Consider the following 13,594-nt stretch of genomic DNA (forward strand, 5'->3'; position numbering starts at 1 on the left):
GGGCGGCGGTTAACCCAGGGCCCAGGCGACATCCCTGAGCAGCGGGTGCCGCCAGCCGGCGCGGTCGTGGCCGGCGGCCGACCGGGAGATCCGGACCGTCGCCCCGGCCTGCTCGGTCAGGGCCTCGACCGGCTCGCAGTGGGGGAGCATCCGGGTCTCGTGTTCCCCCACGTCGAACGCGATCCGCAGACCGGACAGGTCGGGGCGCTCCCGCAGCCGTGCGGCGACGGTGCCGCCCGTCGGGCCGGCGAAGGGGTCCGGCAGGTCGCCCACGCCGGGGCTCCACCAGAACGACCCCGACTGGCAGGCGACGCGCGAGACCAGCTCCGGGAACTCCAGCGCCGCGTACAGCGCGCTCAGACCGCCCAGGCTCTGCCCGGCGACCACCAGCCGGTCCGGGTCGGCGGGCACACCGGACTCCGCCACCAGGGGCAGCAGTTCGTCCCGGACCGCCTCCCACAGCGCGGGGCGGCACGTGAACTCGCCCGCCCGGTCCTTGGCCGGCAGGAAGACGAGCGTGACGGGGGGCAGGTCGCCGGCCGCCACGGCCGAGTCGAAGGCGGCCGTCGCCGGGTGCAGGTACAGCCAGTCGTCCCCGTCGAGCAGCAGTACCACGGGTCCGCCGCCGCCCACCGGGTGGACGCGCACGGTGCGCCGCCCGCCGAGCCGTTCACTGGCCCAGCGCAGCCGGGTGTCCGGCACGGGCAGCACGTCGTCGGCACCGACCAGGGGCCAGTGCGGCTGGTCGGGCGCGTCCGGGGTCGCGGCGATGGAGCGGTCCAGGCCTGCGCCGGCCGGGTTGAACGGGTCGGCGTACGCCGTGCCGTCCACGAGGAACTGGTAGGTCACCCGCAGCCGTTCGGGCATGGGCACCTCCGCGTACCAGCAGTCGGTGCGGTCCCATCGGTGCAGAGGGATCTCCGGCGACCAGCTCTCGAAGCCGAGGGTCGCGGGGGAGCCGCGCCAGAGAAACAGGGTCACCCAGCCGCCGTCGTCGGCCGGCACCGACGCGGGTGTCCGCGCCGCCGCCCAGAACTCGTCGGACCCGGGTGCGCCGGGCAGGCCGAACGCGGCGAAGGCGTTCTCGGTAGCGGCCGGGGGCATGAACGTCTCCTTGTGAGAGGGGCGGAGAAAAGGCTAAGCTCCATTCGATTAGGGGAGCCTAACCTAAGCTCGGCCTCTCCTTCCATGCACGCTGGACACGCCCGGCGCGGCCGCCACCGGCCCGTCGGACCCAAGGAGGTACTGACACCATGAGCACCAACCCGTTCGACGATCCCGAAGGCCGGTTCCTGGTCCTGGTGAACGGTGAGGGCCAGCACTCGCTGTGGCCGTCCTTCGCGGAGGTGCCCGGAGGCTGGACCGTCGCCTTCGAGGAGAACACCCGGGAGGCGTGCCTGGACTTCGTCGAGGCCAACTGGACGGACCTGCGGCCGCGTTCCCTCGCCGCGTCCATGGACGGCTGACCTCTTCCGGACCGCCCCGCCGCCCGCACTCCGGGCGCCCGGAGTCCCGGTCCGCCGTGCCGTCCGTTCGTGGAACCCAGGAAGGAAAGCGTTGACCACGGCCACGCCGAGGCCCGCCCTCGATCTGCCCGCACTCCGCGTGCCTGCCTCCTCCGTGCGCTTCGGCCGCGCGGAGGACGCCGCCGAACTCGCCGCCCTGTCCCGGCCCTTCGTGCGCTCGGGGGCGCTGCGGGAGCGGCCGGTCCCGCTCTACGCCGCCCGTGCGGCCGACTTCGTGGTGGCCGTGGGCCCCGGAGGGGCGATCGAGGGATGCGTGGGGCTGAGCGTGTACCCGGCCGGTCCGGCGGCGGGCGGTGTGCCCGCGGGTGTGCTGTACAACTTCTGTGTGGCCGGGCACTGGCAGGGACGCGGTGTGGGCGCGGTGCTGCTGCGTACCGCGCTGACGCGGGCGCGCACCCGGTCCCTCGGTGCGCTGTTCACCGCGACGACCGGCGGCGGAAGGCTGTTCCAGCGCTACGGATTCACTCCCGCGGCTGCCCGGCTGGCGCCCCGGGCCTGGGCGGATTCACTGGATCCGCGGCGCGACGCACGCATCCTCGCGAGGGCCGTGTGAAGCGGCGGGGGGCCGTGGCGCCCCGCCCCTGACGCCGCAGGCCGGTCCGCGGCGCGCCCGCGGACCGGGTGTCACACGGTGCTCAGGTCGCGGTCCTGACCGGCGCCGGGCGCGACGGCGACGCCCGGAACCACCGCGGTGCCGGGGCTGTTCTCGCCGAGCGTGCCGCGCAGCACCGCGTGCGGCACCCGGCCGTCGAGCACCTGCGCCCTGGGCACACCGCCGCGCACGGCCCGCAGGCAGCCCTCCATCTTCGGCAGCATCCCGCTCGCCAACCGTGGCAGCAGCTCGTCCAGTTCGTCGGCCGTCAGGCGCTCGATCACGTCGGTGCTGTGCGGCCAGTCCGCGTACAGCCCCGCCACGTCGGTGAGCATGACCAGCCGTTCCGCGTCGAGCGCCACGGCCAGGGCCGATGCCGCGAGGTCCGCGTTGACGTTGTAGACCTGTCCGTCGTCGCCGCGGGCGACGGGGGAGACCACCGGGATGTGCCCCTGTGCCAAAAGGGTGCGCACCATGGCCGGATTCACGTCCACGATGTCCCCGACGAGGCCGATGTCCACCGGGCGGCCGTCCACATGGGCCTGTCTGCGCACCGCCGTCATCGTGTGCGCGTCCTCGCCGGTCATACCGACGGCGAACGGCCCATGGGCGTTGATCTGGCCGACCAGCTCCCGCTGGACGCGGCCGGACAGCACCATGCGCACCACGTCCATGGTCTCGGGCGTGGTCACCCGCAGGCCCGCCTCGAAGCGGGTCTCCAGCCCGAGGCGGTCGAGCATCGCGCTGATCTGCGGCCCGCCCCCGTGCACGACGACCGGCCGCAGGCCCGCGTGCCACAACTCCACGACGTCCTGGGCGAAGAGCCGTTGCAGGCCCGCGTCCACCATGGCGTTGCCGCCGAACTTGACGACGACCGGTCTCATGCCTGTCCACCCCGTTCAGAGAAGTCAGGTTAGCCTAACCTGAATGATCCGCCCGGTGGCGAGCCGCGGGAACCGCGGCCGGATCCGACCGGACGACTTCACTGAAGGGCCTTGACCTCAAGTCCGCTTGAGATCCCAGAGTGATCTGCATGAACACCGAAACCACAGCCACCGAAGCCACAGCCACCGAAACCGCGGACACCGAAACCGCGGACATCAAGGCCATCGAACTGGTCGTCAGCACGGTCGAAAGGGCCCAGCGCACCAAGGATGTCGAGGGGTTCCTCGCACTCTTCCACCCCGACGCCCTCTGGACGACGGCCCACGGCAAGGTCCTGATCGGCTTCGACGCGATCGCCGAGTTCACCCGCGCCGTGCTGCCCGCGGCGAGCTGGGACGGAGAGGTCACCTACGAGGCCGCGCACACGCAGTTCCTGCGCCCCGATGTGGCGGCCGTCAAGGTCCGGCAGGTCTACCACGCACCGGAGGGCGCCTCGGAGGGCTCTCCGCTCTACGTCATGACGAAGCAGGACGACGGGCGCTGGCTCCTGCACGCCGGCCAGAACACCGAAGTGCGGGCCGAGTAGCGCCGGACCGGCCCCGCCGGTTCACGCGGCGGGGCCGATGGTCACCTTGACGTGCTTCATGATCGGCTGATCGCTCTGGGTGCTGTAGTCGCCCAGAGCGCACAGCACGTTCATCTCCGGCATGTAACCGGCCGCGCAGCCGCGCGGGATGTCGTACGGGATCGCGGTATAGCCGTTCAGGGACCGCCGGCCGCCGTCCTTCGCGATGCTCGTGATGTCGACCGGACCGAGATCGGCGATGCCGCGTTCGCGCATGTCGGCCCGGTTCATGAAGACGAGCGTGCGCAGGTTCTTGATGCCGCGGTAGCGGTCGTTGTCGGAGTAGATGGTGGTGTTCCACTGGTCGTGGGACCGCATGGTGCCCAGGGCCAGGGTGCCGGCCTCGGGAACGATGTCCGGCAGGGCGGCGGCGGAGAACTCGGCGCGACCCGACGGCGTGAGGAAGACCAGTTCACGGGCGGGCTGCTTGATCCGGAAGCCGAGGGGGAGGCGTACCCGGCGGTTGAAGTCCTCGAAGCCGTCGAGGGCCCGCGCCATGGTGTCCCGGATGCGGTCGTAGTCCTCGACGTACCACTGCCAGGGCGTCGCGCTGTCGGGGAGCGCGGCGCGCGCCATGCCGGCGACGACGGCCGGTTCGGACAGCAGGTGCGGTGAGGCGGGACGCTTCATCCCGACCGACAGGTGGACCATGCTCATCGAGTCCTCGACGGACGTGCTCTGGATCCCCTTGCGCTGATGGTCCTTCTCGGTCCGGCCGAGACAGGGGAGGATCAGGGCCCGGCTGCCGTGGACGATGTGGCTGCGGTTCAGTTTGGTGCTCACCTGGACCGTGAGGTCGCAGGCGCGCAGTGCCTCGTACGTGTACGGGGTGTCGGGTGCGGCGAGGGCGAAGTTGCCGCCCATGGCGACGAACACCTTCACGTCACCGCTGTGCATCGCCCGAATGGTGCGCACGGTGTCCAGACCGTGCCGGCGCGGCGGCTCGATGTCGCAGGCCTCCGCCAGCCGGTCGAGGAACGCGTCGGTGGGGCGGTGGTCGATGCCGCACGTGCGGTTGCCCTGCACGTTGCTGTGTCCGCGCACGGGGGAGGGGCCCGCGCCCTCGCGCCCCAGATTGCCGCGGAGCAGCAGCAGGTTGACGATCTCCCGGACCGTGTCCACGCCGTGTTCGTGCTGGGTGAGTCCGAGGCACCAGCTCACGATGGAGCGGTCGGCCTCGCGGTACACGCGCGCCGCTTCGAGGATGTCGGCGCGGCTCAGTCCGGACTGGGTCTCGATCTCCTCCCACGGGGTGGCCTCGCACCGCGTGCGGTACTCCCCGAAACCGGAGGTGTGCCGGTCGATGAACTCCTGGTCCAGCGCCTTGGGATCGGTCGCGGACTGCTCGAGGATCGCCTTGGCCATGCCGCGCAGGAGCGCCATGTCGCCGCCGATGCGCACCTGGAGGTTCAGGGTGCTGGTCCTGGTCGGCTTGAACAGGGCCATGTCCACGAAGTCGTGCGGGACGATGGTGCGGGTGGCGGCGGCCTCGACCAGGGGGTTGACGTGCACGATACTGGCGCCGCGCCGGTGGGCCTCGGCCAGGGCGGTGAGCATCCGCGGAGCGTTGGATGCGGCGTTGACCCCCAGGATGAACAGCGCGTCGGCGGACTCCCAGTCCTTGAGGTCGACGGTCCCCTTCCCCGTACCCAGGGACGCGGTCAGGGCGCGGCCGCTCGCCTCGTGGCACATGTTGGAACAGTCCGGCAGGTTGTTCGTGCCCAGTTCGCGGGCCATCAGCTGGTAGAGGAACGTGGCCTCGTTACCGAGGCGCCCGGAGGTGTAGAACGCCGCCTGATCCGGGTGGTCCAGAGTGCGCAGGGCGGTCCCGACCAGCTCGAACGCGTCCTTCCAGCTGACCGGTACGTAGTGGTCCGACTCGGGGTCGTACACCATCGGTTCGGTCAGCCGGCCCTGGTTCTCCAGCTCGAAGTCGCTCCACCCGGCCAGCTCGGTCACCGAGTGGGCGGCGAAGAACTCGCGGCCGACCCGCTTGCGGGTCATCTCCCAGGTGACGTGCTTGATGCCGTTCTCGCAGATGTCCAGATGCAGGCCCTTGGTGTCGTCGGGCCACGCGCAGCCGGGGCAGTCGAAGCCGCCGTTCTCGTGGTTCATCCGCATGATCGCCCGCGGGCCGTCGACCAGTGCGCGCTCACGTACCAGGAACTGGGTCACGCTCCTGGCCGCCCCCCAGCCGGCCGCGGGGTGGTGGTAGGGGCGAAACTTCGGCTCCTCGTCCGGGGTGGGCCCCACTTCGGGCTCCCGGGGCTGCCGGCCGTCACCGTTCGCGCTCAAGTTCCTCAGCCCTTCCACCATGGGGGTGGGTGACAAAACGCTGGTCCCGGGCAGGCTATGCCGGGGGGTCCACCCGCGCCATCCGGCAGCCGGTGCCCCACCGCGCCGGTCCCGTCCCCGTGGCGACGGCCGCGGAATCACGTTCTACTGCCAGCGGGACGACGTTCCCGGTCTCCGCGCGGGTCCGTGTCCGAGGGGAGGCGCCGGAGACCTCACCGAGCAGCCACCGAGGCGGTCGATCGTGAAGCCCATCAGCCACCGGCTGCCGCTGTCCGCCGTTCCCCGGCTCGCCGGTTCGGCGGTCGTCGGCGCGGCGACCGGCGCGGTCGTCGCCCTGCTGACCACCGTCCCGCTGGGCCTGCTCGCCGGTATCGCCGCCGTGGAGACCCTCTTCGTCGTCGCGGGCTGGCTCGTCCTGTGGCCCATGGACGCCGCCACCACCCATCGGAACGCCCGGCGCGAGGAGTTCCGCCCCGTCGTCGAGGAACTCGTCGTCGTCGGCTCCGCCCTGTGCGGACTGGTCGGCATCGTGCTGCTGCTCCTGGTCGACCGGTCGGACCTCACCCACGCGGCGGCCGCGACGGCGCTGTGCGGTGTCTTCATGGCATGGGCCGCACTCCACCTGATGTACGCCACCCGCTACGCGTACCTCTACTACCGGGCGCCGCGGGGCGGGATCGACTTCAATTCCGACGATCCGCCGCGCTACATCGACTTCCTCTACTTCAGCTACAACCTCGGGATGACCTACCAGGTCTCCGACACCAACGTGTCGAGCTCCCCGCTCCGCGCGATCGTCCTGCGGCACTGTCTGCTGTCGTACGTGTTCGGCGCCAGCATCCTGGCCACCACCATCAACCTCGTCGCCGGGATCGTCACGGGCTGACGCACGGAGCCCTCCCCGCCCGCGGGGGCACCCGGGCCGCTCCGCGACCGGGACGCGTTGCCGCTCCGGGGTCCCCGGGTGATGCTTGGGAGCATGGCTGACCACGCACGCCCCGAGCCTGTCGCGGCCGTCAGGCGTGCCCTTCGCCTGCTGGAGGCCGCGGGGGCGCACGGGGACGAGGCCACCGCGGAGCAGCTGGCCCGCGATGCGGGGCTGCCGCTGGTCACGGTCCGTGAGCTGCTGCCCGGGCTGGCCCGGGACGGGTACGTGCGGGAGCTGGACGACGGTACGTTCACCCTGGCCGGGACGGGCGCGGGAGGCGACGGCCAGGGACTGCTGAACCGTGTCCGCCCCGTTCTCACCGCCCTGCGGAACGATCTGTCGGCAGCCGTCTACCTGACCCTGTACGTGGACGGCGAGATCCGGATCATGGAGATAGTCGACAGCGCCCGGACCCCTCGCGTGGACCTCTGGGTGGGCTTCGAGGATGCCGGGCACGCCACCGCCCTGGGCAAGAGCGTGCTGCGCGAACTCGACCCGGAGGCACGCGCCGACTACCTGTCCCGGCACTCCCTGACCGGCCTCACGCCCCGGACCATCACACACCGGCAGGAACTCATCCAGGAGCTCGACACCTCGTCGACCGCGCCGCTCGTCATGGACCGTGAGGAGTACGTCCGCGGCACCACCTGCGTCGCGGTGCCCGTGTACAGCGGCGATCAGGTCGGGTCCCTCGGGATCTCCTTCCGGTCGGACCGGATGTACCGCAGCAGCCACGTCCGGCAGGGACTGCTCTCCTCCGCGATCCGGGTGTCCCAGGGACTCTCGCTCCCCGGCTGAACCACGGGCGCCGACGCGGCACCGGACAGCCGGCGAGCATCCACCGGGCAAGTACTTTCCATACAGGAAAGTACGTGCGAGGATGGCAACACAGGAGTCCCCGGCCCGGAGGTGTCACGTCCCATGCCCGCGCACGAAGGTGCCACGGAGTCCGTCCCCCATGACCTGGAGCCGTCCGCCCGGGCGGCAGCGCGGGCGCTGGGCTCCGTCGACACGGCCAGGGCGGCGCCCGCGGAAGTGCCTCGCCCCTGGTGGTACGGCCTGATGGCCGCGCTCTCCGGCGCGGCCGGGGTCGTCGTGATCGGCAGCGGGGTGACTCATGCGGACCACCCCGCCCTGGTGTGGGCGGGCGCCGTCGTCGTCTGGGGCCTGTCCCTGCTGCTCATGCGCACCCGCACGCTCGCCACCGGAGTGCGGCTGCCGCTCGCGGCCCGCCTCCGGCGCGGCCGTGGGGCCGGAGTTCTTGCGCAACTCGCCGCCGCGGGTGCCGCGTGGGCCGTCTGCCTCCTGTCCGGGGCCGATGGGGGCGTCACCACGGTGGCCGTGGCCGTGGTCGTCGGACTGAGTACGTGGGGCCGGTGCGTCGCACACAACAGCCGGGCCCGACGTGGGATCCGGGGACGCGTATGAGTGTGGACTCCGCCGGCCGGGGAGCGGGGCCCGCGCTCGACGCGACGATCCACCACCCCAGCCGGCTGGCGGTCGCGGCCTTCCTCTCGGCCTGCGTCGAGGCCGACTTCGCGGCAGTCAGAGATCACTGCGGGCTCTCGGATTCGGCGCTGAGCAAGATCTCCACGGCTCTGGAGGGGGCCGGCTACCTCCACATCCGCAAGGGGCACGTCGGCCGGCGTCCCCGTACCTGGCTCTCCCTCACGCAGGTGGGCCGGGATGCGCTGGGCCGTCATGTCGCCGCGCTCCAGGCGATCGCCGACTCGGCCCGTACCGCGGGCGGGTCGGTGCACGACTCCGCTCCCTGATCCGGGGTCGGCCCGGGACCGTGCCGCGATGGGTCTCCGGGGACATCGACCGGAACGGACACCGGAGTTGTGGCCTGCCGGTCCCTCGCGCGGGCGGATGTGGCACAGTCGGGCCGTGGATGCTCTGAGGCCTTCGGACCCCGCGCGAATAGGCGCCTACCAGCTGCTGGCCCGCCTCGGCGCGGGCGGCATGGGAAGGGTGTATCTCGGCCGGTCACCCGGCGGGCGGCTGGTGGCGGTGAAGGTCATCCGCGACGAGATCAGTGACCATCCCGAAGCGCTGGCCCGGTTCAGGCGGGAGGCCGCGACCGTCGAGACGGTACGCAGCGCCTACACGGCCCAGTTGATCGAGGCCGCGCTCGACGCGTCCCCGTACTGGCTGGCCACCGAGTACGTCGCCGGGCCCACCCTGCGGGGCGCCGTGGGCGCGAGCGGCCCGTTCCCGCCGGACAGTGCGCTGCGGCTGCTCGCGGCGCTCGCCGAGGGGCTGGCCGCCGTGCATGCCCACGGCGTCACGCACCGGGACCTGAAGCCGCAGAACGTCATCCTCTCGCCGCAGGGGCCGCAGCTCATCGACTTCGGGATCGCGCGGGGGCTGGAGCAGACGATCCTCACCCGGGAGGGGGCGACGTCGGGGACGCCCGGATACACGGCGCCCGAGGTGCTGCTGCGCAACGAGGTGGGCCCGGCGGCGGACGTCTTCGCCCTGGGCGCGACCCTCGCGTACGCGTTGACGGGGCGGCCCCCGTACGGAGCCGGTGATGCGGCGTCCGTGAACTACCGGACCGTCTACGAGGACATCGACCTGGACGGCGTACGGCCGGAGGCCGCCGCACTGATCCGCGGGTGTGTCGCCAAGGACCCGGCGCGGCGGCCGGACCCGGCCGCCGTCATCGCCGGATGCGCGGTGGACTCACCGCTGGCCTCGGACCCGCACTACCGTGCCGTGGCCCGGGCCGCCGATCCCGTGCCCGTGTCACCGGACGAGCGGACGCGGCCCGTCCCCTCCGGCGAGCGGCGCCGATGGGAATCCGGAACGGACGTCCTGCCGGCCACCGGGACCGGGCCCCGCACGAGGCTGGGGAGCGAGGGGCCGTCCGGCTCGCCGGCGTCCGGCACCACGGCACCCTCCGACGGCCCGGACGGGCGGAGCCGTCCCGGCCGGGCCCCGCGGAACAAGACCTGGCTCGCCGTGTGCGCGGTGGCCGCCGCCGTCCCGCTGACGGTCTGGCTGCTCCCCGGATCGGGCAGTGAGGACGACGCGTCGGCCACGCCCGGGACCACCCGGTCCGGACGGCCTGTGGTGTCGAGTCCGGCCGGCAAGGGCCCGGACGGCGGGAAGAAGTCCGCCGGGCCGCCGGACCACATCCTCAACGACCGTGTCTCGCACGACCGCTGGACCCTGTCGGGGGACTCCGAGCAGGCCGCTTTTCTCAGCGGCGACTGCGACGGCGCCTTTCCCGACGTCACGCCGCCCGACGGCCTGAGGTCCTCCGTTTCCCACACCACCGGCTCGGACACCGCGACGGTGTCGATGCGGCCCGAGGGTGCGGGGGAGGGGAAGAGGCCGGAGCCGTACTACGTATCCGTCGGCGTCCGGCCCCCGCACGAGACCGACCGCGCCACCGGCCGGCCGCTCGCCACCGTCAGCAAGGGCATCGGCTTCACCAGCAAGCCGGTCGACCTCTACGCGCACTGGACCTCCGGCGGCACGGTCAAGCTCCGCTACCCCCAGGACTTCCGGGCCCACTTCGGTGAACGGGCCGTCGACGCGATCCCGGTGGGGGACGACCGCGGCGACTGGACCGTCGTGATCTACCACGTCGAGGGCGGGCCGTCGGACTACACGTCCGTCGTCTGCAACGGCTTCCACGCCTGACGCACGGCGGGCCCCGGAGCGCGTGCTCCGGGGCGGGCGCCGGTCCTTCCGTGGATCGGCTACTCGACGACGAGCTCGACCGGGATGTTGCCGCGGGTGGCGTTCGAGTACGGGCAGACCTGGTGGGCCTGCTCGACGAGCTTGCGGCCGGTCGCCTCGTCGACGCACTCGGGCAGTTCCACCCGCAGCGTGACCGCGAGACCGAAGCCCTCGCCCTGCTTGCCGATACCGACCTCGCCCGTGACGGCGGCATCGCTGACATCGACCTTGGCCTGACGGCCCACGAGGCCCAGGGCGCTCGCGAAGCACGCCGCGTATCCGGCGGCGAACAGCTGCTCCGGGTTGGTGCCCTGGCCGTTGCCGCCCATCTCCACGGGGACGGCCAGCTGGAGATCGAGCTTGCCGTCGCTGCTCACGGCGCGGCCGTCGCGGCCGTGGGTGGCGGTGGCGACGGCGGTGTAGATCGTGTCCATGGAAACCGGTCCTCTCGAAGGTCATGTTCCGGCGGCGATGTCCGGCCGCTTCCCCTGAAGTGAAGCACACAATTAAGTTGTGCACAATCAAATCGGGTGCGCGGCGTTATGCTGAGTCCATGACCGCCACGCCCAGCCCCGCCCGCACGGCCCCGGCCTCGTCCGGGGCCGACTACCTCCGCCTGGACCAGCAGATCTGCTTCTCCCTGAACGCCGCGTCGCGCGCCTTCGGGAGTGTCTACCGGGTGCTCCTCAAGGACCTGGGGCTCACCTACCCCCAGTACCTGGTGATGCTGGTGCTCTGGGAGCACGGCGAGCTGCCCGTGAAGACGCTCGGTCAGCACCTGCGGCTCGACTCCGGCACGCTCTCGCCCCTGCTGAAGCGCCTGGAGGCGGCCGGTCTGGTGCGCCGTGAGCGGAGCGCCCGGGACGAGCGCTCGGTGCACGCGCACCTCACGGACGAGGGCACGGCGCTGCGCGAGCGGGCCCTGCTCGTGCCCCGCCGGATCGCCGCCGCGACCGGCTTCGAGCTCGACGAGATCAGCGAACTCCGGGACCGGCTGAACCGGCTCACCGCGGCGCTGGACGCGTCGGAGCTGGATTCGTCGGAGCTGGACGAGGGACCGGACGGCGTCGGCGGGGGCGCCGCGAAGTAGCGCCACCCTTCCCGCACCGGCCGGCCCCGGGGCGCCCGGCCTATCGCCCGAGCAGCTTCCCGATCTCCGCCAGCTGTTCCGCCGACAGCGGTCCGTACGCCACCGCCCCCGCGTTCTCCTCCGCCTGGGCGACGGTGCGGAAGCCCGGGATCGGCACGGTCCGCGGGCTGCGCGCCCACAGCCAGGCGAGTGCGCCCTGCGCGAGCGTGCGCCCCTGCGACATGAGGATCTCCCGCACGGCCTCGACCCGGGCGAGCCACTGGGGCGACGGGACCCCACCCGCGTCGAACCAGTCGAGCCACGGGGGCGGCGTGGCCCGGATGTCACCGGCGGCGCTCCTGCTCAGCGGCCCGTACTTCCCCGTGAGCAGGCCCATCGCGAGTGGACCGCGACTGATGCTCGCCAGCTCCTCCCGCTCACAGAGCTCCACCATCTCCGGGGCGTCCACCAGGACGTTCAGCCCGTGCTGCACGGCGGCGCAGTGCGGACCCCGCGCGAAGACCGCCGCGCGGGCCGGATCGTCCGTGCTCCAGCCGTACGCCCGGATCAGCCCTTCCCGTACGAAGCCCTCACAGGCCTCCCGCAGCAGTGCCGCCCGCTCCGGATCGGCGTCCCCGAGGTGCAGCTGCCACAGGTCCACGTAGTCGGTGCCGAGCCGCCGCAGCGAGGCCAGCAGTGCCGCACGGGCGTACCCCACGCTGTCGTCCCCGCCGGTCATCACCTTCTGCCGCTCGTCGAAGACGTTCCCCCACTTCGTGGCGATCACCGCCTCCGCCCGCCGCCCCCGCAACGCCCGGCCGAGCAGCCGCTCGCTGTGCCCGGCCCCGTACACGTCCGCCGTGTCGAAGAACGTCACGCCCAGTTCCAGCGCCCGCCGCACCGCCGCGACGGACTCCTCGTCGTCCGTCCTCCCCCAGCCCAGCGGCGCCCCGGCCGGGTCCGTCCACTCACCGCCGATGGCCCAGCAGCCGAATCCCAGCGCGCCGGCCCGGATGCCGCTGCGCCCCAACGTCCTGTTCTCCAAGGTCTCCATGGCCGGGAACGCTAGGTGTTGAAGCGCACGCGAGGGCAAGGGCGTCGGGCGGCCCGGCCGGATCAGGCGGCGTACGCGCTGACCGCCAGCGTCGCGGACAGCACCTTCCACAGCACCCAGGCGCCCGCCCGGCCGGCCGCGCCGCAGAGCGCCCCCTCCGTGCACCACGTCGGCCGGTCCTGCCAGGCGCTGACGTCCAGATAGTGGAAGCCGAGCGAACGCGTGAACGCGAAGCGGATGTGCAGCCCCTCGCCCAGGCCGTGACCGGGCAGCGTCGCGATCCGCAGCTCGTCGGCACCGACGGCCTCGACCCGGACCGGGTTGCCGCCCAGCAGATCGCACTCGTCACCCGGCTCGATCCTGGCCGGGCACGCGCCGCTCACCGGGAACAGCCAGAAGTTGTCGGTGAGCTGCCGGCGTACGTCGTGGGCGCTGGTGAACGGGTGAAAGCCCGTCGAGTAGCTGTACCGGTTCAGCCACTCCACGGTGCCCCCGCACGACGCGGGGGAGTCGCCGCAGTGCGCGCGGACGGCGTCGCCGCCACGCCGGAGCAGGGGAGTGCCGGCGTGCGAAGACGGTGTCAGGACGGCGAACACGAGCAGGACCGTGAACAGGAGGGCCGACGCGCGGCCGGTCGCCGTACGGGTGAGTGCCGCCGCGGACCGCGATCGCGGCACACGGCTTCGGCCAACCGTCCCGCGGCCGGAGATACGGGAGACACGGCGTTGAGCGCGGCTCGCCTTCCGCATCAGCACCTCCCGGAGCGCGGTATGCGCCACATGGAAGCTATGTCCTCGTGCGGGGTTCGGCATCTCGGCGGCCGGAAACGGTCCACCGGGCGGGCCCGGCCGGGCCCGCCCTTGGCTTCGGACAGGTGCAACTGCCATACAGGTGTTGTGCGTCAGTACGGACATGCCCGCGTACGAG

Annotated in this window: 15 protein-coding genes; 9 read left to right on the forward strand and 6 right to left on the reverse strand. The window is 72.4% G+C overall.

Annotated features, from left to right (window positions below; translation table 11 throughout):
* Positions 1–9 precede the first annotated feature (9 nt).
* A complete protein-coding gene (locus OG521_35735; GenBank protein ID WUW25828.1) occupies positions 10–1,104 on the reverse strand; it encodes an alpha/beta hydrolase-fold protein in 1,095 nt (364 codons plus the stop codon).
* 149 nt (positions 1,105–1,253) lie between these two features.
* On the opposite strand from OG521_35735, the gene OG521_35740 reads away from it, so the two are divergent.
* Positions 1,254–1,466, forward strand: a complete 213-nt coding sequence (locus tag OG521_35740) for an MbtH family protein (GenBank protein WUW25829.1) — start codon at positions 1,254–1,256, stop codon at positions 1,464–1,466.
* 91 nt (positions 1,467–1,557) lie between these two features.
* Positions 1,558–2,079, forward strand: coding sequence for a GNAT family N-acetyltransferase (locus OG521_35745; protein ID WUW25830.1), 522 nt, complete (start codon positions 1,558–1,560; stop codon positions 2,077–2,079).
* 71 nt (positions 2,080–2,150) lie between these two features.
* Here the strand turns inward: OG521_35745 and argB are convergent, their stop codons facing one another.
* Positions 2,151–3,002, reverse strand: coding sequence for an acetylglutamate kinase (argB, locus tag OG521_35750; protein ID WUW25831.1), 852 nt, complete (start codon positions 3,000–3,002; stop codon positions 2,151–2,153).
* A 149-nt stretch (positions 3,003–3,151) separates the two neighbouring features.
* Here argB and OG521_35755 point away from each other — a divergent pair, with 149 nt between their 5' ends.
* Positions 3,152–3,589, forward strand: coding sequence for an SgcJ/EcaC family oxidoreductase (locus OG521_35755; GenBank protein ID WUW25832.1), 438 nt, complete (start codon positions 3,152–3,154; stop codon positions 3,587–3,589).
* Between the two features lie 21 nt (positions 3,590–3,610).
* Here OG521_35755 and OG521_35760 read toward each other — a convergent pair whose 3' ends face one another.
* Positions 3,611–5,944 carry an FdhF/YdeP family oxidoreductase gene (locus tag OG521_35760; GenBank protein ID WUW26909.1) on the reverse strand — a complete coding sequence of 778 codons (2,334 nt, stop codon included), beginning with the start codon at positions 5,942–5,944 and terminating at the stop codon, positions 3,611–3,613.
* A gap of 229 nt (positions 5,945–6,173) precedes the next feature.
* Here OG521_35760 and OG521_35765 point away from each other — a divergent pair, with 229 nt between their 5' ends.
* From OG521_35765 to OG521_35785, 5 genes are all read left to right on the forward strand, one after another.
* A complete protein-coding gene (locus OG521_35765) occupies positions 6,174–6,809 on the forward strand; it encodes a DUF1345 domain-containing protein (GenBank protein WUW26910.1) in 636 nt (211 codons plus the stop codon).
* A 93-nt stretch (positions 6,810–6,902) separates the two neighbouring features.
* Positions 6,903–7,649, forward strand: coding sequence for a helix-turn-helix domain-containing protein (locus tag OG521_35770; GenBank protein WUW25833.1), 747 nt, complete (start codon positions 6,903–6,905; stop codon positions 7,647–7,649).
* A gap of 123 nt (positions 7,650–7,772) precedes the next feature.
* Entirely contained in the window at positions 7,773–8,279 is a 507-nt protein-coding gene (locus OG521_35775; GenBank protein WUW25834.1) for a hypothetical protein, read from the forward strand.
* A complete protein-coding gene (locus OG521_35780; protein ID WUW25835.1) occupies positions 8,276–8,626 on the forward strand; it encodes a transcriptional regulator in 351 nt (116 codons plus the stop codon). Before OG521_35775 ends, OG521_35780 begins: the two co-directional genes overlap by 4 nt.
* A 115-nt stretch (positions 8,627–8,741) precedes the next feature.
* Positions 8,742–10,505, forward strand: a complete 1,764-nt coding sequence (locus tag OG521_35785; GenBank protein WUW25836.1) for a protein kinase — start codon at positions 8,742–8,744, stop codon at positions 10,503–10,505.
* Positions 10,506–10,564: 59 nt separating this feature from the next.
* On the opposite strand, the gene OG521_35790 is transcribed toward OG521_35785, so the two are convergent.
* A complete protein-coding gene (locus OG521_35790; protein ID WUW25837.1) occupies positions 10,565–10,978 on the reverse strand; it encodes an organic hydroperoxide resistance protein in 414 nt (137 codons plus the stop codon).
* Between the two features lie 119 nt (positions 10,979–11,097).
* Between OG521_35790 and OG521_35795 the strand changes: the two genes are divergently transcribed.
* A complete protein-coding gene (locus OG521_35795) occupies positions 11,098–11,634 on the forward strand; it encodes a MarR family transcriptional regulator (protein WUW25838.1) in 537 nt (178 codons plus the stop codon).
* Between the two features lie 40 nt (positions 11,635–11,674).
* Here the strand turns inward: OG521_35795 and OG521_35800 are convergent, their stop codons facing one another.
* Positions 11,675–12,667, reverse strand: a complete 993-nt coding sequence (locus tag OG521_35800) for an aldo/keto reductase (protein WUW25839.1) — start codon at positions 12,665–12,667, stop codon at positions 11,675–11,677.
* Positions 12,668–12,729: 62 nt separating this feature from the next.
* Positions 12,730–13,344, reverse strand: a complete 615-nt coding sequence (locus tag OG521_35805) for a hypothetical protein (protein WUW25840.1) — start codon at positions 13,342–13,344, stop codon at positions 12,730–12,732.
* Positions 13,345–13,594 lie beyond the last annotated feature (250 nt).

Origin of the sequence: Streptomyces sp. NBC_01463 (genome assembly GCA_036227345.1) — a bacterium.
Taxonomy (GTDB): Bacteria; Actinomycetota; Actinomycetes; order Streptomycetales; family Streptomycetaceae; genus Streptomyces.